Here is a 23,216-nt window from a genome sequence, read left to right as displayed (position 1 = left end):
AGCGGGCATTACCTGCCCACTCCCCTCGCGTCACGTGTTATTCGGTTTCCAGATCGATATCGATACCGAGGGAACGGATCTCTTTGATCAACACGTTGAAGGACTCGGGCATGCCCGGCTCCATACGGTGATCGCCATCCACGATGTTCTTGTACATCTTGGTACGGCCGTTCACGTCGTCCGACTTCACTGTGAGCATTTCTTGCAGGGTGTATGCCGCGCCATATGCCTCCAGCGCCCACACTTCCATCTCCCCGAAACGCTGACCACCGAACTGCGCCTTACCACCCAGCGGCTGCTGGGTAACCAGGCTGTACGAACCAGTGGAACGCGCGTGCATCTTGTCGTCCACCAAGTGGTTCAGCTTGAGCATGTACATGTAACCAACGGTCACCGGACGCTCGAACTTGTTGCCGGTACGGCCATCGAACAGCACCATCTGGCCGCTCTCTGGCAGATCAGCCAGTTTCAGCATGGCCTTGATCTCACGCTCCTTGGCACCGTCGAAGACTGGAGTGGCCATTGGCACGCCTTTCTTCAGGTTGTTCGCCAGGGCGATGATCTCTTCGTCGGTGAACTCTTCCAGGTTCTCCTGACGACCACCGATCTCGTTGTAGATCTCGGTGAGGAAGGTGCGCAGTTCAGCGGCTTTGCGCTGCTCTTCGATCATGCGGTCGATCTTCTCGCCCAGACCCTTGGCCGCGAGGCCCAGGTGGGTTTCAAGGATCTGACCGACGTTCATACGCGAAGGTACGCCCAGCGGGTTCAGTACGACGTCGACCGGAGTACCGTTGGCGTCGTGCGGCATGTCTTCGACCGGCATGATTACCGAGACGACACCCTTGTTACCGTGACGACCGGCCATCTTGTCACCCGGCTGGATGCGACGGCGAATTGCCAGGTAGACCTTGACGATCTTCAGTACGCCCGGAGCCAGGTCATCGCCCTGCTGCAGCTTGCGCTTCTTGTCTTCGAACTTGTCGTCCAGCAGGCGACGGCGATCGACGATGTACTGCTGAGCCTTTTCCAGCTGCTCGTTCAGTGCATCTTCGGCCATGCGCAGTTTGAACCACTGGCCGTGCTCCAGACCGTTCAGCACGTCGTCGCTGATCACGGTGCCTTTCTTCAGGCCCGCGCCACCGTCGACCACCTGGCCGTTCAGAGCCGAACGCAGACGCTCGAAGGTCGCGCCTTCGACGATGCGGAACTCTTCGTTGAGGTCCTTGCGGATCTCGTCCAGCTGCATCTTCTCGATGGCCAGGGCGCGACTGTCGCGCTCGACGCCATCACGGGTGAAGACCTGTACGTCGATGACGGTACCCTTGGTGCCGGTCGGCACACGCAGGGAGGTGTCTTTGACGTCGCTGGCCTTCTCACCGAAGATCGCACGCAGCAGTTTTTCTTCCGGAGTCAGCTGGGTCTCGCCTTTCGGAGTGACCTTGCCGACCAGGATGTCGCCAGCGCCGACTTCGGCACCCACGTAGACGATACCGGCTTCGTCCAGCTTGTTCAGCGCAGCTTCACCGACGTTCGGGATGTCCGCGGTGATTTCCTCTGGGCCAAGCTTGGTGTCACGGGCCACACAGGTCAGTTCCTGGATGTGGATCGTGGTGAAGCGGTCTTCCTGAACCACACGCTCGGACAGGCAGATGGAGTCTTCGAAGTTGAAGCCGTTCCACGCCATGAACGCGATGCGCATGTTCTGACCCAGTGCCAGTTCACCCATGTCGGTGGACGGGCCGTCGGCCATGATGTCGCCACGCGCAACCTTGTCACCCTTGCTCACCAGCGGACGCTGGTTGATGCAGGTGTTCTGGTTGGAGCGGGTGTATTTGGTCAGGTTGTAGATATCCACACCTGCTTCACCGGTCTCGACTTCGTCGTCGGCAACGCGCACGACGATACGGCTGGCGTCGACCGAGTCGATCACACCACCGCGACGAGCAACCACGCAGACACCGGAGTCACGGGCAACGTTGCGCTCCATGCCGGTACCTACCAGCGGCTTGTCGGCGCGCAGGGTCGGTACAGCCTGACGCTGCATGTTGGAACCCATCAATGCACGGTTGGCGTCGTCGTGCTCGAGGAACGGAATCAGCGACGCGGCAACCGACACTACCTGCTTCGGCGAAACGTCCATCAGGGTGACGTCTTCCGGCGCCTTGACGGTGAATTCGTTCAGGTGACGAACAGCTACCAGCTCATCGATCAACTGCTTCTTGTCGTTCATCGCGGCCGAAGCCTGGGCGATCACGTGATCGGCTTCTTCGATGGCGGACAGGAACACGATGTCGTCGCTGACCACGCCTTCCTTCACCACGCGGTACGGGCTTTCCAGGAAGCCGTACTGGTTGGTGCGGGCATAGGCCGCCAGGGAGTTGATCAGACCGATGTTCGGACCTTCAGGGGTCTCGATCGGGCACACGCGGCCGTAGTGAGTCGGGTGTACGTCACGGACTTCGAAGCCAGCACGCTCACGGGTCAGACCACCAGGGCCGAGTGCGGAAACGCGGCGCTTGTGGGTGATCTCGGAAAGCGGGTTGTTCTGATCCATGAACTGCGAGAGCTGGCTGGAACCGAAGAACTCTTTCACCGCCGCCGCAACCGGCTTGGCATTGATCAGGTCCTGCGGCATCAGGCCTTCGCTTTCAGCCATCGACAGACGCTCTTTGACCGCGCGCTCAACACGCACCAGGCCAACGCGGAACTGGTTCTCGGCCATCTCGCCGACGCAACGGACGCGACGGTTACCCAGGTGGTCGATGTCGTCGACGATGCCTTTGCCGTTACGGATATCGACCAGGGTCTTGAGGACCTCGACGATGTCTTCCTTGCTCAGCACGCCCGAACCTTCGATCTCGGTGCGACCGATACGACGGTTGAACTTCATGCGGCCAACGGCGGACAGGTCGTAACGCTCGGCGCTGAAGAACAGGTTGTTGAACAGGGTCTCGGCGGCGTCCTTGGTTGGTGGCTCGCCTGGACGCATCATGCGGTAGATCTCGACCAGCGCTTCCAGTTGGTTGCTGGTGGTGTCGATCTTCAGGGTGTCGGAGATGAACGGACCGCAGTCGATGTCGTTGGTGTACAGCGTCTCGACGCGAACGACCTGGGCCTTGGCGATCTTCACCAGCAGGTCGGTGGTCAGCTCGGTGTTGCACTCGGCAATGATCTCGCCGGTAGCCGGATGCACGATCGCCTTGGCGGTGGTGCGACCCAGTACGTACTCCAGCGGAACGTCCAGCTCTTTCACGCCAGCTTTTTCCAGCTGGTTGATGTGGCGCGCGGTAATACGGCGGCCTTGCTCGACGATGACCTTGCCGCTGTCGTCATGGATATCCATGACCGCAACTTCACCCCGCAGACGCTGAGGCACCAGCTCCAGGCTGAGCTTCTCGCCGGAAAGGTGGAATACGTTGGTGGTGTAGAAGGTGTTCAGAACCTCTTCGGTGCTGTAACCCAGGGCACGCAGCAGTACCGAGGCCGGCAGTTTGCGGCGACGGTCGATACGTACGAACACGCAGTCTTTCGGGTCGAACTCGAAGTCCAGCCACGAACCGCGGTAAGGGATGATGCGCGCGGAGTACAGCAGCTTACCGGAGCTGTGCGTCTTGCCACGGTCGTGGTCGAAGAACACACCAGGCGAACGGTGCAGCTGGGATACGATCACACGCTCGGTACCGTTGATAACGAAGGTACCGTTTTCAGTCATCAGGGGGATTTCACCCATGTAGACTTCTTGCTCTTTGATGTCCTTGATCGCTTTATTCGACGATTCCTTGTCGAAGATGATCAGGCGCACCTTCACCCGCAGCGGGACCGCGAAGGTCACACCGCGCAGGACACATTCCTTCACATCGAAAGCCGGCTCGCCCAGGCGATAGCCGACGTACTCCAGGGCAGCATTGCCGGAGTAGCTGATGATCGGGAATACCGATTTGAAGGCCGCATGCAGACCGACGTCGCGGAACTGATCCTTGGATGCTCCCGCCTGCAGGAATTCGCGATACGAATCCAGCTGGATGGCCAGGAGGTACGGCACATCCATGACGTCCGGCAACTTGCTAAAGTCCTTGCGGATACGTTTTTTCTCAGTGTATGAGTAAGCCATCAGCATTCCCCAGCTTGGTCACCTGCTTGTTTGGCATCTCCCGGCGGGAGCAGCCAGAAAATCGTGCAAACCCTTTGGTTTGCGCCACCCTCTTGGGTGTCTTGCAGCTCGTTATCGGGGCCGACCTGATCGGCCACCAATAACGGAAAAAGGCCGGTGGCATAAGCCACCAGCCATCAGCCCTTCGCTTGACGCTCGGGCTGGCATCGCAAAGTCGAAATTACTTCAGCTCGACTTTAGCGCCTGCTTCTTCCAGCTTCTTCTTAGCGTCTTCAGCGGCTTCTTTCGAAACGCCTTCAGCTACAACCTGAGGAGCGCCATCGACTTTCTCTTTGGCTTCTTTCAGGCCCAGACCAGTCAGCTCGCGAACGGCCTTGATCACGTTTACTTTCTTGTCGCCGGCTTCAACCAGAACAACGTTGAACTCGGTTTGCTCTTCAACAACGGCAGCGGCAGCAGCTGGGCCGGCAGCGGCAACAGCAGCGGTAACGCCGAAGGTTTCTTCCATTGCTTTGATCAGCTCAACAACTTCCAGAACGGTTTTCTGGCCGATTGCTTCGATGATTTGCTCGTTAGTCAGAGACATGACTTAAATCCTGTATTGGGGTGACAGCCTACGCAGCTATCAAATTAAACGTATGATTTGAAAGAGTTTCCGGTGCCTTAGGCAGCGGTGGCTTCTTTCTGGTCGCGAATGGCTGCCAGGGTACGGGCCAGCTTGCTGGTAGCGCCTTGGATCACGCTCATCAGCTTCGCGATGGCTTCGTCGCGGGTCGGCAGGGTAGCCAACACGTCGATCTGGTTCGCTGCAATGAACTTACCGTCAAACGCAGCTGCCTTGATCTCGAACTTGTCCTGACCCTTGGCGAACTCTTTGAACAGACGAGCAGCGGCGCCCGGGTGTTCGTTGGAGAAAGCGATCAGGGTCGGGCCAGTGAAGGCGTCGTTGAGGACACTGAATTCAGTGTCGGCAACAGCGCGCTTGAGCAGGGTGTTACGTACGACACGTACGTATACGCCAGCTTCACGAGCCTCTTTACGGAGTCCGGTCATTGCGCCTACAGTCACACCACGGGCATCAGCCACGACAGCGGACAGAGCGACTTTGGCAGCCTCGTTGACTTCAGCGACGATGGCCTTCTTGTCTTCGAGTTTAATTGCCACGGGTAAAACTCCTGCTTGTTACCGTTTCATCTGGCCGAAGCCGGATGTCGTTTTGGTGTCTGATTCGGTAAGGAACCGGGAGCACCATCTGCGTAGGCTGGTTGTTTAAGGCTTGCGCCGCCTACGGTCTTGGATAGCCCCCGCCAGGCAGGGACCCCAATTTTTGCTGCCGGCGAGCTTACACCCGCCGGCATGGTCTTACACGTCCAGCGAGCTCTGATCGATGATCAGACCTGGGCCCATGGTGGTGCTCAGGGTAACGCGCTTGACGTAGATACCTTTCGAGGAAGCCGGCTTGATACGCTTCAGATCAGCGATCAGGGCTTCAACGTTTTCCTTCAGCTTGCCAGCTTCAAAGCCGATCTTGCCAACGGAGGTGTGGATGATACCGTTCTTGTCGGTACGGTAGCGAACCTGACCAGCCTTGGCGTTTTTCACGGCAGTGGCTACGTCTGGGGTAACGGTACCGACTTTCGGGTTAGGCATCAGGCCGCGAGGACCCAGAACCTGACCCAGCTGACCTACAACACGCATGGCATCAGGCGATGCGATGACGACGTCATAGTTCAGGTCGCCGCCTTTCATTTCGGCAGCCAGATCGTCCATACCTACGCGGTCAGCGCCGGCAGCCAGAGCGGCTTCAGCAGCCGGGCCCTGGGTGAAGACGGCAACACGTACGGTCTTGCCAGTGCCGTGCGGCAGCACGGTAGCGCTACGTACGACCTGGTCGGATTTACGCGGGTCAACACCGAGGTTGACGGCGATGTCGTAGGACTCGACGAACTTGGCAGCAGGCAGCGAGGCCAGCAGAGTTGCCGCTTCTTCGAAGTTGTAGGCCTTGCCTGCTTCGATTTTCTCGGCGATTGCCTTTTGGCGCTTGGTCAGCTTAGCCATTACACACCCTCCACGTTCAGGCCCATGCTGCGGGCAGAGCCAGCGATGGTGCGTACAGCAGCGTCCAGGTCAGCGGCAGTCAGGTCAGCCTGTTTGGCTTTCGCGATGTCTTCCAGCTGAGCGCGGGTAACGGTACCGACTTTAACGGTGTTCGGACGAGCCGAACCACTGGTCAGGCCAGCAGCTTTCTTCAGCAGAACCGAGGCAGGGGTGCTCTTGGTTTCGAAGGTGAAGCTACGGTCACTGTAGACAGTGATGATCACTGGAGTCGGCAGACCTGGCTCTTGACCCTGAGTACGGGCGTTGAAGGCCTTGCAGAATTCCATGATGTTAACACCGTGTTGACCCAGTGCTGGACCAACGGGTGGGCTTGGGTTGGCCTGGCCGGCCTTTACTTGCAGCTTGATGTAAGCCTGAATCTTCTTAGCCATGAGCTACTCCAAAATCGGGTACAAACGCCAGATGGCTCCCCGGATGACTTGCGTTTTATCCCAGTGACGACAAAACCCCGCAGCACATAGGGCTGCGGGGTATGGGATGCTTCGTCCTGCTAGACCTTCTCGACCTGGCCGAACTCGAGCTCCACCGGAGTAGAGCGACCGAAAATGAGCACTGCAACCTGCAGGCGGCTCTTTTCGTAGTTAACCTCTTCGACGGTGCCGTTGAAGTCAGCAAACGGACCATCAACGACTCGAACCACTTCACCCGGCTCGAACAACGTCTTCGGCTTCGGCTTGTCACTACCATCGGCAACGCGACGGAGGATGGCCTCGGCCTCTTTATCAGTGATCGGCGCAGGCTTGTCTGCGGTACCACCAATGAAACCCATGACTCGAGGGGTATCCTTGACAAGGTGCCAAGTCCCTTCGTTCATTTCCATCTGGACCAATACATAGCCAGGGAAGAATTTGCGCTCGCTCTTGCGCTTCTGGCCGTTGCGCATTTCAACGACTTCTTCGGTCGGGACCAGGATCTCGCCGAATTCGTCTTCCATGCCAGCCAGCTTGACGCGCTCGATCAGGGAGCGCATCACATGCTTCTCGTAACCCGAGTAAGCATGCACTACGTACCAACGCTTAGCCACGGGACACCCTTAGCCAACAATCAAGGAGACCGCCCAGCCGAGCAGGGAGTCGAGACCCCACAGCAGCAGCGCCATAACCAGAACAACAGCCACGACAATCAGCGTGGTCTGAGTGGTTTCTTGGCGGGTCGGCCACACGACTTTACGGATCTCGGTCCGCGCTTCCTTCGCCAGCGTGAAGAACGACTTACCCTTCGCAGTCTGCAAGGCAACGAAGCCAGCAACCGCAGCCAGGGCGAGAAGTGCAAGAACGCGGTACAGGATCGGCGACGCGGAGTAATACTGATTACCCACAACGGCGACAACCACCAAAGCCACTACAGCCAGCCACTTGAACAAGTCGAAACGCGATTCTTGGGCTTCAGTTTTGGGAGTCATCGGGGAGGATCCTGTAAGAAGAAAGCCAATCACACCGAGGTGAATGGCAGGTCAGGAGGGAATCGAACCCCCAACCTACGGTTTTGGAGACCGTCGCTCTGCCAATTGAGCTACTGACCTGTAACGCTGTATCAGGCCGGCCATTATACCGACCTGATCAAGTAAATCAACTACTTATTCGATAATTTTTGCTACGACACCAGCGCCGACGGTACGACCGCCTTCACGGATGGCGAAACGCAGACCGTCTTCCATTGCGATGGTCTTGATCAGGGTGACAGTCATCTGGATGTTGTCACCTGGCATTACCATTTCAACGCCTTCCGGCAGTTCGCAGTTACCGGTCACGTCAGTGGTACGGAAGTAGAACTGAGGACGGTAGCCTTTGAAGAACGGAGTGTGACGGCCGCCTTCTTCCTTCGACAGGACGTAGACTTCTGCGGTGAACTTGGTGTGCGGCTTGACCGAACCTGGCTTGACCAGAACCTGGCCACGCTCAACGTCGTCACGCTTGGTACCACGCAGCAGAACGCCGCAGTTCTCGCCAGCACGACCTTCGTCCAGCAGCTTGCGGAACATCTCAACACCGGTGCAGGTGGTGGTGGTGGTGTCACGCAGACCAACGATTTCCAGGGCGTCTTGAACGCGGACGATACCACGCTCGATACGACCGGTAACAACGGTACCACGACCCGAGATCGAGAATACGTCTTCGATTGGCATCAGGAACGGCTGGTCGATGGCACGAACTGGCTCAGGGATGTAGGCATCCAGAGTTTCTACCAGCTTCTTGACAGCGGTAGTGCCCATTTCGTTGTCGTCTTTGCCTTCCAGCGCCATACGAGCCGAACCGATGATGATCGGGGTGTCGTCGCCTGGGAAGTCGTAGGTGGACAGCAGGTCGCGAACTTCCATCTCGACCAGTTCCAGCAGCTCAGCGTCGTCTACCAGGTCAGCCTTGTTCAGGAAGACCACGATGTACGGAACGCCAACCTGACGGGACAGCAGGATGTGCTCACGGGTTTGTGGCATCGGACCATCGGCGGCCGAGCAAACCAGGATCGCGCCGTCCATCTGGGCAGCACCGGTGATCATGTTCTTCACGTAGTCAGCGTGACCTGGGCAGTCAACGTGAGCGTAGTGACGAATGTTCGAGTTGTACTCGACGTGCGCGGTGTTGATGGTGATACCGCGAGCTTTTTCTTCCGGAGCCGAGTCGATCTTGTCGAACTCAACGACGGCCGAACCGAAAACTTCGGAGCAGACGCGGGTCAGCGCTGCAGTCAGAGTAGTCTTACCGTGGTCAACGTGGCCGATAGTGCCGACGTTAACGTGAGGTAGCGAACGATCAAACTTTTCCTTAGCCATCGATACAGTCCTCCGCAGAAGAAATAGTCATACCGCTGATAAAACAAAGGCAGATATTTTCATATCTGCCTTGTTTATATGGAGCTCTTGAGCGGACTTGAACCGCTGACCTCACCCTTACCAAGGGTGTGCTCTACCAACTGAGCTACAAGAGCGAAACACTTTGTGCAACAACAGCAAACTTGGAGCGGGTAGCGGGAATCGAACCCGCATCATCAGCTTGGAAGGCTGAGGTTCTACCACTAAACTATACCCGCGGAGCTTGCGGCTCTCGCTAAAACTGGTGGAGGGAGAAGGATTCGAACCTTCGAAGCTCTCGCAACGGATTTACAGTCCGTCCCCTTTGGCCGCTCGGGAATCCCTCCAGATGTGGCCGGCATTATATTTGTCTGCCGTCCCAGTGTCAAGCGTTTTTTCAAATTTTTTCAATCAAATCTGAAACTTAGCTGCTTTGACACTGCCTCCAGATCTACCACCTAGGTGATGTTCCCTGTGAAGCGGGCGCCATTCTATCAAGCTATTCGGCAGTTGCAATACCCTCGCACAAAATAATTTTGTGTTTTAAGTCTTTGAAATCCTTGGAAAGAGTCGAGAGCACAGCCGGGTCCAGCAAACGCTCGCTTTCCGGGGCAACCTTGAGCCAGAGCCCGTCGGCACCCGGTAGCTGACCAACCACTGGCAGGGCAGCGATATCCAGACTGACCAGCCGCTGACGCAAGGCCTCGAGCTGCTCGGGCGCAGCCATGCCCCCAACCACCAGGCATTCGTCACGGCGCCGGACGGGCGGCGCAACTCCGGTTTCACGCAACAGGCGGATTTCCTGCTGAGAACCTTTGTACAAAGCCAACGGGGCGACTTCCTTGACCTTCAGGGGAGCTTCCTGCTGATGCCACACGTAATAAAAGACGTTGAGCACAACCAACAGCAGAAACAACCAGCGCATAGTCAGTCACCTCAGTTCAATGGACAGGCCATGGCCAAACCGACGAATACCAAGTCCGGCACGATCCGAGCCTTCGGTGCCGCCTCCTGTACCAAGGGCGCATCCCCACCGGTCAGAAACACAGTGAAGTCCTCACCCCACATCGCCCTGGCCTGCTCGATCTGGGTACGGGCGAAGCCCTGGAGCATCAGCACACAACCACGCTCGACCGCCTCGACGGTCGAGCGCCCCGGCGCCAGGCTGCTCAGGGCGCGCTCGGCCGACGCATCGTCATAGCGAATACGCCGGGTATGGGTGCGCAACTGGCTACGCATCAGCGGCATGCCCGGGCAGATGTAGCCCCCCAGGTGCTCACCATTGGCCGCGACGAAATCGGCCTTGGCCGCGGTGCCGAAATCGATGACCAGGCAAGCTCGCCCGGCCAGGTGATAGGCGCCCAGCGCGCCCAGCCAGCGGTCCATGCCCAGACGCTGATAATCGTCATAGCCATTGCGCACGCCGGCCATTTCCTGCACAGGCTGGGCCACGTTTACCTCGACCCCGAACGAGGCCTGGATCAATGCGCACAGCGATGAAGTTTCCTCCTCACTGCGCACGCTGACCATGCGGCAACCAGTCAGACTCAGGCTAGAGAGCCCTGCGACAGCTGCGACCAATGCCTGATCGGAGTCCACGATGCCGCCACCGTTGATGGTGCAGTCGGCTGCATGGATGACGCGCCACTTGATAAAGCTGTTTCCACAATCGAGCTCAAGAATCATCACGCAACCTCAGGCTCAGCTCGCCGCCGCTGAAGCTCTTCTCCACACCATCGACCTCCAGACGCAAGCCGCCCTGCCCATCCACCCCCAGCGCGACACCTTCGATACGCGAAGTGCCCGCGACAAGCGAAACTTTGCGCCCCTGCCACAGGTGCGCCTGCTCCCATTCCTCTTGGAACGCAGCGAAGCCATAGCGGCGATGGCGACCAAGTTCGTGTTGCAACTGCTGGCTGAGCACCGCCACCAGGTGGTTGCGATCCACCAGCTGCCCAGCTTCACCGCGCATCGAGGCCCATTGCTGATCGATCTGTTCGTTGCCCTGCATGTTTACATTGATGCCGATACCCAGCACCACATGGCAGACGTCCGCAGGATCCCCGACCAGCTCCAGGAGTATTCCGGTGATCTTGCGCCCGTCGGCAAGGACATCATTGGGCCACTTGAGCCCCACATCCTTTAGCCCGAACGCCTGCAGTGTACGCATCACCGCCAGGCCAACCACCAGGCTCAAGCCCTCCAGCTGACGCATGCCGCCATCAATGCGCAAGACCAGGCTGTAATAGAGGTTTTCCGCAAAAGGACTGACCCACGGACGCCCACGACGACCGCGACCTGCACTCTGGCGCTCGGCCAGCACCAGAAACGGCGCCGCTTGCCCTTGCGCAATCAGCCTCAGCCCTTCGGCATTGGTGGAGTCGATGGTGTCGTGAATGAACACCGGCCACGGCTCGCCCTGCGCGAACTTGGCGATTGCCTGCGCTTCGAGCAGGTTCAACGGCGCCGCCAGCTGATAGCCGCGGCCACGTACCTTGTGAATGGTCAGGTTCAGTTCGCTCTCCAGGTGCTGCAGCTGCTTCCAAACGGCGCTGCGACTCACCCCGAGGGCGGCCCCCAGGGCTTCTCCGGAATGGAACCGGCCATCCTTGAGGAGGTTCAACAACTTCAGCATGCCAATCTCGACTCGGAATAAGGCTGGCATGATAGCCACGCCCCGAGGGCTTGCATAGGAAAAGGGCTACCGCTGCCATTACAGGCGACGGGCTCCTACAAGGGTGGGTGTTAACTTGCCAAACGCGCAAAGACAAAACCCCTACCTGCTCGCGCAGATAGGGGTTTTGCGAAATGAATCTTGACGATGACCTACTCTCACATGGGGAAACCCCACACTACCATCGGCGATGCATCGTTTCACTGCTGAGTTCGGGATGGGATCAGGTGGTTCCAATGCTCTATGGTCGTCAAGAAATTCGGTTGCCAGTACGTCCTTGCAGACATGCCAGCCAATTCGGATATGTGATTTTGTGGTTCGTCGCGAACTTTCGGTTCGTTTCGTCTTCACCACCGCAATCTGCGTGAGCAAATTGCTTGGGTGTTATATGGTCAAGCCTCACGGGCAATTAGTATTGGTTAGCTCAACGCCTCACAGCGCTTACACACCCAACCTATCAACGTCGTAGTCTTCGACGGCCCTTCAGGGAGCTCAAGGCTCCAGTGAGATCTCATCTTGAGGCAAGTTTCCCGCTTAGATGCTTTCAGCGGTTATCTCTTCCGAACATAGCTACCCGGCAATGCCACTGGCGTGACAACCGGAACACCAGAGGTTCGTCCACTCCGGTCCTCTCGTACTAGGAGCAGCCCCTCTCAAATCTCAAACGTCCACGGCAGATAGGGACCGAACTGTCTCACGACGTTCTAAACCCAGCTCGCGTACCACTTTAAATGGCGAACAGCCATACCCTTGGGACCGGCTTCAGCCCCAGGATGTGATGAGCCGACATCGAGGTGCCAAACACCGCCGTCGATATGAACTCTTGGGCGGTATCAGCCTGTTATCCCCGGAGTACCTTTTATCCGTTGAGCGATGGCCCTTCCATACAGAACCACCGGATCACTAAGACCTACTTTCGTACCTGCTCGACGTGTGTGTCTCGCAGTCAAGCGCGCTTTTGCCTTTATACTCTACGACCGATTTCCGACCGGTCTGAGCGCACCTTCGTACTCCTCCGTTACTCTTTGGGAGGAGACCGCCCCAGTCAAACTACCCACCATACACTGTCCTCGATCCGGATAACGGACCTGAGTTAGAACCTCAAGGTTGCCAGGGTGGTATTTCAAGGATGGCTCCATGAGAACTGGCGTCCCCACTTCAAAGCCTCCCACCTATCCTACACAAGCAAGCTCAAAGTCCAGTGCAAAGCTATAGTAAAGGTTCACGGGGTCTTTCCGTCTAGCCGCGGATACACTGCATCTTCACAGCGATTTCAATTTCACTGAGTCTCGGGTGGAGACAGCGCCGCCATCGTTACGCCATTCGTGCAGGTCGGAACTTACCCGACAAGGAATTTCGCTACCTTAGGACCGTTATAGTTACGGCCGCCGTTTACCGGGGCTTCGATCAAGAGCTTCGCTTGCGCTAACCCCATCAATTAACCTTCCGGCACCGGGCAGGCGTCACACCCTATACGTCCACTTTCGTGTTTGCAGAGTGCTGTGTTTTTAATAAACAGTCGCAGCGGCCTGGTATCTTCGACCGGCGTGGGCTTACGCAGCAAGTGCTTCACCCTCACCGGCGCACCTTCTCCCGAAGTTACGGTGCCATTTTGCCTAGTTCCTTCACCCGAGTTCTCTCAAGCGCCTTGGTATTCTCTACCTAACCACCTGTGTCGGTTTGGGGTACGGTTCCCAGTTATCTGAAGCTTAGGAGCTTTTCTTGGAAGCATGGCATCAACCACTTCGCGCTCTAATGAGCACTCGTCATCAGCTCTCGGCCTTGAGATCCCGGATTTGCCTAAGATCTCAGCCTACCACCTTAAACTTGGACAACCAACGCCAAGCTGGCCTAGCCTTCTCCGTCCCTCCATCGCAATAACTGGAAGTACAGGAATATTAACCTGTTTTCCATCGACTACGCTTTTCAGCCTCGCCTTAGGGACCGACTAACCCTGCGTCGATTAACGTTGCGCAGGAAACCTTGGTCTTTCGGCGTGCGAGTTTTTCACTCGCATTGTCGTTACTCATGTCAGCATTCGCACTTCTGATACCTCCAGCAAGCTTCTCAACTCACCTTCACAGGCTTACAGAACGCTCCTCTACCGCATCACCTAAAGGTGATACCCGTAGCTTCGGTGCATGGTTTGAGCCCCGTTACATCTTCCGCGCAGGCCGACTCGACTAGTGAGCTATTACGCTTTCTTTAAAGGGTGGCTGCTTCTAAGCCAACCTCCTAGCTGTCTAAGCCTTCCCACATCGTTTCCCACTTAACCATGACTTTGGGACCTTAGCTGACGGTCTGGGTTGTTTCCCTTTTCACGACGGACGTTAGCACCCGCCGTGTGTCTCCCATGCTCGGCACTTGTAGGTATTCGGAGTTTGCATCGGTTTGGTAAGTCGGGATGACCCCCTAGCCGAAACAGTGCTCTACCCCCTACAGTGATACATGAGGCGCTACCTAAATAGCTTTCGAGGAGAACCAGCTATCTCCGAGCTTGATTAGCCTTTCACTCCGATCCACAGGTCATCCGCTAACTTTTCAACGGTAGTCGGTTCGGTCCTCCAGTCAGTGTTACCTAACCTTCAACCTGCCCATGGATAGATCGCCCGGTTTCGGGTCTATACCCAGCGACTAAAGCGCCCTATTAAGACTCGCTTTCGCTACGCCTCCCCTATTCGGTTAAGCTCGCCACTGAATATAAGTCGCTGACCCATTATACAAAAGGTACGCAGTCACCTAACAAAGTAGGCTCCCACTGCTTGTACGCATACGGTTTCAGGTTCTATTTCACTCCCCTCTCCGGGGTTCTTTTCGCCTTTCCCTCACGGTACTGGTTCACTATCGGTCAGTCAGTAGTATTTAGCCTTGGAGGATGGTCCCCCCATGTTCAGACAAAGTTTCTCGTGCTCCGTCCTACTCGATTTCACTGGCAAGAGATTTTCGTGTACGGGGCTATCACCCACTATGGCCGCACTTTCCAGAGCGTTCCACTAATCTCAAACCAGCTTAAGGGCTGGTCCCCGTTCGCTCGCCACTACTAAGGGAATCTCGGTTGATTTCTTTTCCTCAGGGTACTTAGATGTTTCAGTTCCCCTGGTTCGCCTCTTGCACCTATGTATTCAGTACAAGATAACCAGCTTGTGCTGGCTGGGTTCCCCCATTCAGAGATCTCTGGATCACAGTCTGTTTGCCGACTCCCCAAAGCTTATCGCAGGCTACCACGTCTTTCATCGCCTCTGACTGCCAAGGCATCCACCGTATGCGCTTCTTCACTTGACCATATAACCCCAAGCAATCTGGTTATACTGTGAAGACGACATTCGCCGAAAATTCGCACGTCGCTCTTTCGAGCAGAACTCACAAATTTTACCTTAGCCTGATCCACCAGCAGTGAAACTGGTGTTCAGTCTATTTCTATCACATATCCGAATTTTTAAAGAACGATCTGACAAAAGTCAGAAATCAACATTCATCACCGAATGTTCATTTCTAAGTTCTGAGCAGTGCTGCGAAACCTGAAAGAGTGGTGGAGCCAAGCGGGATCGAACCGCTGACCTCCTGCGTGCAAGGCAGGCGCTCTCCCAGCTGAGCTATGGCCCCATTTGACCAGCCGCACCAAGTAATTGGTAGGTCTGGGCAGATTTGAACTGCCGACCTCACCCTTATCAGGGGTGCGCTCTAACCAACTGAGCTACAGACCTATAACAGGGTCGCGTTACAGCATCGTCTTTACACAATGAATCAAGCAATTCGTGTGGGAGCTCATCAGCAGGCTGATGTCTTCGATTAAGGAGGTGATCCAGCCGCAGGTTCCCCTACGGCTACCTTGTTACGACTTCACCCCAGTCATGAATCACACCGTGGTAACCGTCCTCCCGAAGGTTAGACTAGCTACTTCTGGTGCAACCCACTCCCATGGTGTGACGGGCGGTGTGTACAAGGCCCGGGAACGTATTCACCGCAACATTCTGATTTGCGATTACTAGCGATTCCGACTTCACGCAGTCGAGTTGCAGACTGCGATCCGGACTACGATCGGTTTTGTGAGATTAGCTCCACCTCGCGGCTTGGCAACCCTCTGTACCGACCATTGTAGCACGTGTGTAGCCCAGGCCGTAAGGGCCATGATGACTTGACGTCATCCCCACCTTCCTCCGGTTTGTCACCGGCAGTCTCCTTAGAGTGCCCACCATAACGTGCTGGTAACTAAGGACAAGGGTTGCGCTCGTTACGGGACTTAACCCAACATCTCACGACACGAGCTGACGACAGCCATGCAGCACCTGTGTCAGAGTTCCCGAAGGCACCAATCCATCTCTGGAAAGTTCTCTGCATGTCAAGGCCTGGTAAGGTTCTTCGCGTTGCTTCGAATTAAACCACATGCTCCACCGCTTGTGCGGGCCCCCGTCAATTCATTTGAGTTTTAACCTTGCGGCCGTACTCCCCAGGCGGTCAACTTAATGCGTTAGCTGCGCCACTAAAATCTCAAGGATTCCAACGGCTAGTTGACATCGTTTACGGCGTGGACTACCAGGGTATCTAATCCTGTTTGCTCCCCACGCTTTCGCACCTCAGTGTCAGTATCAGTCCAGGTGGTCGCCTTCGCCACTGGTGTTCCTTCCTATATCTACGCATTTCACCGCTACACAGGAAATTCCACCACCCTCTACCATACTCTAGCTCGCCAGTTTTGGATGCAGTTCCCAGGTTGAGCCCGGGGCTTTCACATCCAACTTAACGAACCACCTACGCGCGCTTTACGCCCAGTAATTCCGATTAACGCTTGCACCCTCTGTATTACCGCGGCTGCTGGCACAGAGTTAGCCGGTGCTTATTCTGTCGGTAACGTCAAAATTGCACGGTATTAGCGTACAACCCTTCCTCCCAACTTAAAGTGCTTTACAATCCGAAGACCTTCTTCACACACGCGGCATGGCTGGATCAGGCTTTCGCCCATTGTCCAATATTCCCCACTGCTGCCTCCCGTAGGAGTCTGGACCGTGTCTCAGTTCCAGTGTGACTGATCATCCTCTCAGACCAGTTACGGATCGTCGCCTAGGTGAGCCATTACCTCACCTACTAGCTAATCCGACCTAGGCTCATCTGATAGCGCAAGGCCCGAAGGTCCCCTGCTTTCTCCCGTAGGACGTATGCGGTATTAGCGTTCCTTTCGAAACGTTGTCCCCCACTACCAGGCAGATTCCTAGGCATTACTCACCCGTCCGCCGCTGAATCAAGGAGCAAGCTCCCGTCATCCGCTCGACTTGCATGTGTTAGGCCTGCCGCCAGCGTTCAATCTGAGCCATGATCAAACTCTTCAGTTCAATACTGCTTGGGTTTTTAAGAAACCCTAAACTTGGCTCAGCAATCTCAAATGACTATGTGATTTCTCGCATGGCCACTTGTGATGCTGATAATCTTGGCGACTATCAGTCCATACTCACAAGCACCCACACGAATTGCTTGATTCAATTTGTTAAAGAGCGTTTGGTTAAGAGCGTTTCGTCTCAACCGAGGCGCGCATTCTACGCTTTCCTCATTGGCTGTCAAGCGTTTATTTTGAAGTATTTTGCGAGAAATCCGTTCAACTTCAAACACTTGACTCGCTGCGATCTCTCGTAGCGGGAGGCGAATCATACAGCGTTACAACCTGCTGTCAACTGCCTTTTTCACCGCTGCCGATCTGGCGATCGAAGCACCTCCGCAACCCTCTTGATCGATCAACTCATTGATATTCAAGGAATTTTTCGTTCCGATGTCGCTGGAAGTGGGGCGCATTATAAGGGGTTCTGAAAGCCCGTCAACCGTTAATTTCATAAAAATCAAAAAGATCGCACCAGGTGCTCGCCGACGCCCTACCATCCTGACACCTATAGTAAGCAGCGCTAAAACAAAAGCGGGGAGGCCTACCGGCCTCCCCGCTTCTATATAGCTACACCTGCAGGCAATCACTCAGCCTTGAGGGTAACCCGAGCAAACGCCTTCTTGCCCGCCTGGCACACGTGGGTCGCGCCGAGCACAAACATGAAGTCACGGTCGATCACCTCACCATCCACCTTGACCGCGCCAGCGCCGAGCAGATCCCGCGCCTGCGCCGAGTTCTTCACCAGGCCAGCCCGGTTCAGCACGGCGGCGATAGGCAGATTTTCAGCAGCGGCCACTTCGATCTCCGGCAGGTCTTCTGGCAGCTCGCCTTCCTTCATGCGGTTACCCGCAGCACGGTGCGCATTGGCCGCGGCCTCTTCACCATGGAAACGCGCCACGATTTCCTCGGCCAGCTTGATCTTGATGTCACGCGGGTTGGCACCGTTCTCGACATCCGCCCGGAACTGATCGATCTCTTCCATCGAACGGAAGCTCAGCAGCTCGAAGTAACGCCACATCAAGGTATCGGGAATCGACACAAGCTTGCTATACATCACCCCAGGGGCTTCCTGGATGCCGACATAATTGCCCAGCGACTTGGACATCTTCTTCACGCCATCCAGCCCTTCAAGCAGCGGCATGGTGACGATGCTCTGCGCCTCCTGGCCATAGGCGCGCTGCAGCTCGCGCCCCATCAGCAGGTTGAACTTCTGGTCGGTGCCACCCAGCTCGACATCGGCCTTCAAGGCGACGGAGTCGTAACCCTGGACCAGCGGATAGAAAAACTCATGGATCGCGATTGGCTGGTTGGTGGTGTAGCGCTTGTCGAAGTCATCGCGCTCGAGCATGCGCGCCACGGTGTACTGCGAGGCCAGACGAATAAAGTCGGCAGGCGTGAGCGTGTCCATCCAGGTGGAGTTGAACGCCACCTCGGTCTTCGCCGGGTCGAGAATCTTGAAGACCTGCTGCTTGTAGGTCTCGGCGTTGTCCAGCACCTGCTCGCGGGTCAGTGGCGGGCGAGTAGCGCTCTTGCCGCTGGGGTCGCCGATCATGCCGGTGAAGTCGCCGATCAGGAAGATGACCTGGTGGCCCAACTCCTGGAACTGACGCAGCTTGTTGATCAGCACCGTGTGCCCCAGGTGCAGGTCGGGCGCGGTTGGGTCGAAGCCCGCCTTGATGCGCAGCGGCTGGCCGCGCTTGAGCTTCTCCACCAGTTCCGACTCGACCAATACCTCTTCCGCACCGCGCTTGATAAGCGCCAGCTGCTCTTCAACCGACTTCATAGACAGACCCGCAACGCTAGGATTCAAGGGGAGCCAACCATACAAGATCGGCCATCAAATACAAGTTTCGCAACGGATTGTGACCCGAACGGCGCACCGCAACGTCTATGCGCCCTTGCGTGAGAATGGATTTGGTTATATTTTATACAGTTATTTCATCTTCATCATGTCATTCATCTTTTCCATTTCACCTTTTTCAAAGTCACCTTACCTATGACCAACGAAACGCCTAAAGCGCCCCCGCTTTATCCGAAAAGCCATCTGTTGGCCGCCAGCGGCATCGCCGCCCTTCTCAGTCTGGCTTTGCTGGTATTCCCGTCCAGCGAAGTGGAAGCCAAGAAAACCACCCTCAGCCTGGAGCTGGAAAGCCCGGCCGAACAGCTCAAGGACGAGTCCCGCGGCGCCCCGCTGGTACAGGCCGAGCAGAACAGCGACTCGCCCTTCGCCCAGATCGAAGGTGCAGAACCCGAAACGGCCAAGGCGGAACCCGCTCCAGCCCCTGCGGCCAAACCGGAGGACAAGGCCCCGGGTCACCGCGAAGTGGTCGTCAGCCGCGGCGATACGCTCTCGACCTTGTTCAACAAGGTCGGCCTGCCTGCCAACGTCGTTCACGACGTGCTGGCCAGCAACAAGCAGGCCAAGCAGTTCAGCCAGCTCAAGCATGGCCAGGTGCTGCAATTCGAGCTGGACAAGGACGGTCAGCTGGCAAGCCTGCACAGCAAGGTCAGCAACCTCGAGACCATCCGCCTGAACCGCACCGACAAGGGCTTCGCCTTCGAGCGCGAGGTCAGCAAGCCGGTGGTGCGCACCGCCTACGCCCATGGCGTGATCAAGAGCTCGCTGTCCGCCTCCGCCCAGCGCGCCGGCCTGTCCCACAGCATGACCATGGACATGGCGCGTATCCTCGGCTACGACATCGATTTCGCCCAGGACATCCGCCCGGGCGACGAATTCGACGTGGTCTACGAGCAGAAGATGATGGACGGCAAGGTGGTCGGCACCGGCAACATCCTCTCCGCCCGCTTCACCAACCGCGGCAAGACCTACACCGCCGTGCGCTACACCAACAAGCAGGGCAACACCAACTACTACACCGCCGACGGCAACAGCCTGCGCAAGGCGTTCATCCGCACCCCGGTGGATTTCGCCCGCATCAGCTCGCGGTTCTCCGCCGGCCGCAAGCACCCAATCCTCAACAAGATCCGCGCGCACAAGGGCGTGGACTACGCCGCGCCACGCGGCACGCCGATCAAGGCTGCAGGCGATGGTCGCATCGAGCTCGCCGGCCGCCGTGGCGGCTACGGTAACACCGTGATCATCGCCCACGGCAATTCTTACAAGACGCTCTATGGCCACATGCAGGGCTTCGCCAAGGGCATCAAGACCGGCTCCAGCGTCAAGCAGGGGCAGATCATCGGGTACATCGGCACCACCGGCCTTTCGACCGGTCCGCACCTGCACTACGAGTTCCAGGTCAATGGCGTGCACGTCGACCCACTGAGCCAGAAGGTGCCGATGGCCGATCCGATCGCCAAGGCCGAGCGCCAGCGCTTCAACCAGCAGAGCCAGCCCCTGATCGCCCGCATGGATCAGGAAAAGGCCACTCTGCTCGCAGCCAACAAGCGCTGAGCCCATGGCGCTCTACCTGGGGGTGATGTCCGGCACCAGCCTCGATGGCCTGGACATCGCCCTGATCGAGCAAGACGAGCAGCTGCGGCTGCTCGCCACCCACTACATCCCCATGCCCGTCGACCTGCGCCAGGACCTGCTCGGCCTCTGCGCCAGCGGCCCCGATGAGATCGCGCGTGCCGCCCTGGCAGAGAATCGCTGGGCCACGCTGGCCGCCCAAGGCATCAACAACTTGCTGAACGCTCAAGGGCTGGCACCCGAGGCCATTCGCGCCATCGGCAGCCACGGCCAGACCGTTCGCCATGAACCGGCTCGCGGCTTCACCGTGCAGATCGGCAACCCGGCCCTGCTGGCCGAGCTCACCGGCATCTGCGTAGTGGGCGACTTCCGCCGCCGCGACGTGGCGGCAGGCGGCCAGGGCGCCCCCCTGGTACCGGCATTTCACGAAGCCTTGTTCGGCCATCTTGGCCACAACCTGGCGATCCTCAACGTAGGCGGCTTCAGCAACCTCAGCCTGATCGAGCGGGATCAACCGGTACATGGTTTCGACTGCGGGCCGGGCAATGTGTTGCTGGATGCCTGGATCGAGCGCAAGCAAGGCCAGGCCTTTGATGCCAACGGCGCCTGGGCGGCCAGCGGCTGCGTGCAGAACGATCTGTTGAAGGCGCTGCTGAGCGATCCGTTCTTCGCTGGCAGCGGCCCGAAGAGCACCGGGCGCGAGGTATTCAACCTGCCGTGGCTGGATGCCCACCTGGCCCGGCTACCCGCTTATCGCGACGAAGACGTCCAAGCCACGCTGCTGGAGCTTACGGCCCACACCATCATCGACTCGCTACGCCAGGCTCAGTCAGGGACTGAAGCCCTGCTGGTCTGCGGTGGTGGCGCCCGCAACGGCGTCCTGATGGCTCGCCTGGCCGCCCTGCTGCCTGGGGCAAAGGTTGCCAGCACCGCCGCGCATGGCGTGGACCCCGACTGGGTAGAGGCCATGGCCTTCGCCTGGCTGGCCCACTGTTGCCTGGAAGGCATTCCCGCCAATCGGCCGAGTGTGACCGCCGCCATAGGCCTGCGCATCCTCGGCGCGATCTACCCCGCCTGAATGCAAAACGCCGCGCAAATGCGCGGCGTTTTTATGCCCGACCCGATCAGATCGAGAACGACGAACCGCAACCGCAGGTGGTGGTGGCGTTCGGATTCTTGATCACGAAGCGCGAGCCTTCCAGGCCCTCCTGGTAATCCACCTCGGCGCCGGCCAGGTACTGGTAGCTCATCGGGTCGACGACCAGCGCGACGCCTTCGCGCTCGACGATGGTGTCGTCATCGGCCACGTCCTCATCGAAGGTGAAGCCGTACTGGAAGCCCGAGCAACCGCCGCCGGTCACGAACACACGCAGCTTCAGCCGGTCGTTGCCCTCTTCGCTGACCAAGGTCTTCACCTTGTGCGCAGCCCCGGGGGTGAACTCCAAAGCCGTGGGGGTGAAGGATTCGACGCTCATGTTGATTCTCCCGGCGCAGTGCCGCCATAAAACTCGATGGGGCGTATTATCCGCTTGTCCGAGAAAATCGGTCAAGAATTGTGCGGCTTTAGTCGGCCCCACGAAAAAGGCCCGCACACGGCGGGACTTGGCAACGTACGCTGGCTTACGGCAGCAGGCCCGCGTGGGACAGGCCCATGCGTTCATCCAGGCCGAACAGGATGTTGAGGTTCTGCACCGCCTGGCCTGACGCGCCCTTGACCAGGTTATCGATCACCGACAGCACCACCACCAGGTCACCGCCCTGCGGCCGGTGCACGGCGATGCGGCAGACGTTGGCACCGCGCACGCTGCGGGTTTCCGGGTGGCTGCCGGCGGGCATCACGTCGACGAACGGTTCATTGGCATAGCGCTTCTCGAACAGCGCCTGCAGGTCGACAGAAGTGTCGGCGACCGTCGCATAGAGCGTGGCATGGATGCCGCGGATCATCGGCGTCAGGTGCGGCACGAAGGTCAGGCCGATGTCCTTGCCGGCTGCCTGGCGCAGGCCCTGGCTGATCTCCGGCAGGTGACGATGCCCCTTGACCGCGTAGGCCTTCATGCTTTCCCCAGCCTCGCAGAACAGCGAACCTACCGCAGCGCCACGCCCGGCGCCACTGACGCCCGACTTGCAGTCGGCGATCAGGCGCGACGGATCGGCCAGGCCAGCCTCCAGAAGGGGCAGGAAGCCGAGCTGGGTGGCGGTCGGGTAGCAACCCGGCACTGCGATCAGCTGCGCCTGGCGGATCTTCTCGCGATTCACCTCGGGCAAGCCGTAGACCGCATCCTTGAGCAGTTCTGGTGCACCATGGGGCTGGCCGTACCACTTGCCCCACTCGACAGCGTCCTGCAGGCGGAAGTCGGCGGACAGGTCGATGACCTTGGTCCCGGCGGCCAGCAGCTCACCGGCCAAGGCGTGGGCGACACCGTGGGGCGTGGCGAAGAACACCACATCGCAGGCCGCCAGGGTCTTGCTGTCCGGAACGCTGAACGCCAGGCCGTCGTAGTGGCCCCGCAGATTCGGATACATGTCGGCAACCGCCACGCCCGCCTCGGAGCGCGAAGTGATGACCGCCACTTCGGCCTGTGGATGCTGCGCCAGCAGACGCAGCAGTTCGACACCGGTGTAACCCGTGCCGCCGACGATACCGACCTTGATCATGACGCTTGCCCCTTATCAACGAGACCACTGGAAAGCGCACGATAATAGGGGGCCAAGGCGCCTGTAACAACT

General features: G+C 57.9%; 16 protein-coding genes, 6 tRNA genes and 3 rRNA genes. 2 read left to right on the top strand and 23 right to left on the bottom strand.

Annotated features, from left to right (window positions below; genetic code table 11):
• Positions 1–37: 37 nt before the first annotated feature.
• The 21 genes from rpoB to tyrS form a co-directional block, all read right to left on the bottom strand.
• The gene (gene rpoB / locus LU688_RS02210; RefSeq protein WP_031314438.1) at positions 38–4,111 is read right to left on the bottom strand and encodes a DNA-directed RNA polymerase subunit beta; all 4,074 of its coding nucleotides are present in this window, start codon (positions 4,109–4,111) and stop codon (positions 38–40) included.
• A gap of 220 nt (positions 4,112–4,331) precedes the next feature.
• Positions 4,332–4,697, bottom strand: a complete 366-nt coding sequence (gene rplL, locus LU688_RS02205; RefSeq protein ID WP_003255496.1) for a 50S ribosomal protein L7/L12 — start codon at positions 4,695–4,697, stop codon at positions 4,332–4,334.
• 77 nt (positions 4,698–4,774) lie between these two features.
• Complete coding sequence (rplJ, locus tag LU688_RS02200) at positions 4,775–5,275, bottom strand: 50S ribosomal protein L10 (RefSeq protein WP_023628748.1); 501 nt, start codon at positions 5,273–5,275, stop codon at positions 4,775–4,777.
• 198 nt (positions 5,276–5,473) lie between these two features.
• Complete coding sequence (rplA, locus tag LU688_RS02195; RefSeq protein ID WP_023628747.1) at positions 5,474–6,169, bottom strand: 50S ribosomal protein L1; 696 nt, start codon at positions 6,167–6,169, stop codon at positions 5,474–5,476.
• Positions 6,169–6,600 (bottom strand): 50S ribosomal protein L11, encoded by a 432-nt coding sequence (gene rplK, locus LU688_RS02190; protein WP_011531881.1) that lies wholly within the window; start codon positions 6,598–6,600, stop codon positions 6,169–6,171. Before rplK ends, rplA begins: the two co-directional genes overlap by 1 nt.
• Before the next feature lie 119 nt (positions 6,601–6,719).
• Positions 6,720–7,253 (bottom strand): transcription termination/antitermination protein NusG, encoded by a 534-nt coding sequence (gene nusG / locus LU688_RS02185; RefSeq protein ID WP_023628746.1) that lies wholly within the window; start codon positions 7,251–7,253, stop codon positions 6,720–6,722.
• Positions 7,254–7,262: 9 nt separating this feature from the next.
• The gene (gene secE, locus LU688_RS02180) at positions 7,263–7,631 is read right to left on the bottom strand and encodes a preprotein translocase subunit SecE (RefSeq protein ID WP_023628745.1); all 369 of its coding nucleotides are present in this window, start codon (positions 7,629–7,631) and stop codon (positions 7,263–7,265) included.
• A gap of 44 nt (positions 7,632–7,675) precedes the next feature.
• Positions 7,676–7,751: transfer RNA gene (locus tag LU688_RS02175), tRNA-Trp, on the bottom strand.
• A gap of 54 nt (positions 7,752–7,805) precedes the next feature.
• Positions 7,806–8,999 carry an elongation factor Tu gene (gene tuf / locus LU688_RS02170; RefSeq protein WP_038707241.1) on the bottom strand — a complete coding sequence of 398 codons (1,194 nt, stop codon included), beginning with the start codon at positions 8,997–8,999 and terminating at the stop codon, positions 7,806–7,808.
• 79 nt (positions 9,000–9,078) lie between these two features.
• Positions 9,079–9,154: transfer RNA gene (locus LU688_RS02165), tRNA-Thr, on the bottom strand.
• Between the two features lie 28 nt (positions 9,155–9,182).
• Positions 9,183–9,256 (bottom strand) — tRNA-Gly (locus LU688_RS02160).
• A 24-nt stretch (positions 9,257–9,280) separates the two neighbouring features.
• Positions 9,281–9,364: transfer RNA gene (locus LU688_RS02155), tRNA-Tyr, on the bottom strand.
• 152 nt (positions 9,365–9,516) lie between these two features.
• A complete protein-coding gene (locus LU688_RS02150) occupies positions 9,517–9,942 on the bottom strand; it encodes a hypothetical protein (RefSeq protein ID WP_160291422.1) in 426 nt (141 codons plus the stop codon).
• Positions 9,943–9,953: 11 nt separating this feature from the next.
• Entirely contained in the window at positions 9,954–10,703 is a 750-nt protein-coding gene (locus LU688_RS02145) for a pantothenate kinase (RefSeq protein ID WP_023631085.1), read from the bottom strand.
• Entirely contained in the window at positions 10,693–11,652 is a 960-nt protein-coding gene (gene birA / locus LU688_RS02140) for a bifunctional biotin--[acetyl-CoA-carboxylase] ligase/biotin operon repressor BirA (RefSeq protein ID WP_023631084.1), read from the bottom strand. Before birA ends, LU688_RS02145 begins: the two co-directional genes overlap by 11 nt.
• Positions 11,653–11,830: 178 nt before the next feature.
• A 5S ribosomal RNA gene (rrf, locus tag LU688_RS02135) occupies positions 11,831–11,946 on the bottom strand.
• 133 nt (positions 11,947–12,079) lie between these two features.
• A 23S ribosomal RNA gene (locus tag LU688_RS02130) occupies positions 12,080–14,973 on the bottom strand.
• Positions 14,974–15,218: 245 nt separating this feature from the next.
• A tRNA-Ala gene (locus LU688_RS02125) sits at positions 15,219–15,294 on the bottom strand.
• Positions 15,295–15,318: 24 nt separating this feature from the next.
• A tRNA-Ile gene (locus tag LU688_RS02120) sits at positions 15,319–15,395 on the bottom strand.
• 86 nt (positions 15,396–15,481) lie between these two features.
• A 16S ribosomal RNA gene (locus LU688_RS02115) occupies positions 15,482–17,018 on the bottom strand.
• The 16S, 23S and 5S rRNA genes sit together here with 2 tRNA genes alongside, the layout of an rRNA operon.
• A gap of 624 nt (positions 17,019–17,642) precedes the next feature.
• A complete protein-coding gene (tyrS, locus tag LU688_RS02110; protein WP_232888114.1) occupies positions 17,643–18,842 on the bottom strand; it encodes a tyrosine--tRNA ligase in 1,200 nt (399 codons plus the stop codon).
• Between the two features lie 213 nt (positions 18,843–19,055).
• Between tyrS and LU688_RS02105 the strand changes: the two genes are divergently transcribed.
• Positions 19,056–20,471 (top strand): peptidoglycan DD-metalloendopeptidase family protein, encoded by a 1,416-nt coding sequence (locus tag LU688_RS02105; protein ID WP_094011451.1) that lies wholly within the window; start codon positions 19,056–19,058, stop codon positions 20,469–20,471.
• Positions 20,472–20,475: 4 nt separating this feature from the next.
• A complete protein-coding gene (locus tag LU688_RS02100; protein WP_023629313.1) occupies positions 20,476–21,567 on the top strand; it encodes an anhydro-N-acetylmuramic acid kinase in 1,092 nt (363 codons plus the stop codon).
• 46 nt (positions 21,568–21,613) lie between these two features.
• Here the strand turns inward: LU688_RS02100 and erpA are convergent, their stop codons facing one another.
• Together erpA and argC are read right to left on the bottom strand one after the other, a co-directional pair.
• On the bottom strand, positions 21,614–21,964 hold the full coding sequence (erpA, locus tag LU688_RS02095; RefSeq protein ID WP_023629312.1) for an iron-sulfur cluster insertion protein ErpA: 351 nt from the start codon (positions 21,962–21,964) through the stop codon (positions 21,614–21,616).
• A 145-nt stretch (positions 21,965–22,109) separates the two neighbouring features.
• Complete coding sequence (gene argC, locus LU688_RS02090) at positions 22,110–23,144, bottom strand: N-acetyl-gamma-glutamyl-phosphate reductase (protein WP_023629311.1); 1,035 nt, start codon at positions 23,142–23,144, stop codon at positions 22,110–22,112.
• Positions 23,145–23,216: the final 72 nt, after the last annotated feature.

Origin of the sequence: Pseudomonas soli (assembly GCF_021283165.2) — a bacterium.
GTDB classification, from domain to species: Bacteria; Pseudomonadota; Gammaproteobacteria; order Pseudomonadales; family Pseudomonadaceae; genus Aquipseudomonas; species Aquipseudomonas soli.
Note: the sequence above shows the minus strand (reverse complement) of the source record. Positions and strands in the feature narration are given on the sequence as shown.

Coding starts and splice junctions, on each gene's coding strand:
- rpoB (WP_031314438.1), bottom strand. CDS start 4,111: ATGGCTTACTCATACACTGAGAAAAAACGTATCCGCAAGGACTTTAGC.
- rplL (WP_003255496.1), bottom strand. CDS start 4,697: ATGTCTCTGACTAACGAGCAAATCATCGAAGCAATCGGCCAGAAAACC.
- rplA (WP_023628747.1), bottom strand. CDS start 6,169: ATGGCTAAGCTGACCAAGCGCCAAAAGGCAATCGCCGAGAAAATCGAA.
- rplK (WP_011531881.1), bottom strand. CDS start 6,600: ATGGCTAAGAAGATTCAGGCTTACATCAAGCTGCAAGTAAAGGCCGGC.
- secE (WP_023628745.1), bottom strand. CDS start 7,631: ATGACTCCCAAAACTGAAGCCCAAGAATCGCGTTTCGACTTGTTCAAG.
- tuf (WP_038707241.1), bottom strand. CDS start 8,999: ATGGCTAAGGAAAAGTTTGATCGTTCGCTACCTCACGTTAACGTCGGC.
- LU688_RS02150 (WP_160291422.1), bottom strand. CDS start 9,942: ATGCGCTGGTTGTTTCTGCTGTTGGTTGTGCTCAACGTCTTTTATTAC.
- LU688_RS02145 (WP_023631085.1), bottom strand. CDS start 10,703: ATGATTCTTGAGCTCGATTGTGGAAACAGCTTTATCAAGTGGCGCGTC.
- birA (WP_023631084.1), bottom strand. CDS start 11,652: ATGCTGAAGTTGTTGAACCTCCTCAAGGATGGCCGGTTCCATTCCGGA.
- tyrS (WP_232888114.1), bottom strand. CDS start 18,842: ATGAAGTCGGTTGAAGAGCAGCTGGCGCTTATCAAGCGCGGTGCGGAA.
- LU688_RS02105 (WP_094011451.1), top strand. CDS start 19,056: ATGACCAACGAAACGCCTAAAGCGCCCCCGCTTTATCCGAAAAGCCAT.
- LU688_RS02100 (WP_023629313.1), top strand. CDS start 20,476: ATGGCGCTCTACCTGGGGGTGATGTCCGGCACCAGCCTCGATGGCCTG.
- erpA (WP_023629312.1), bottom strand. CDS start 21,964: ATGAGCGTCGAATCCTTCACCCCCACGGCTTTGGAGTTCACCCCCGGG.
- argC (WP_023629311.1), bottom strand. CDS start 23,144: ATGATCAAGGTCGGTATCGTCGGCGGCACGGGTTACACCGGTGTCGAA.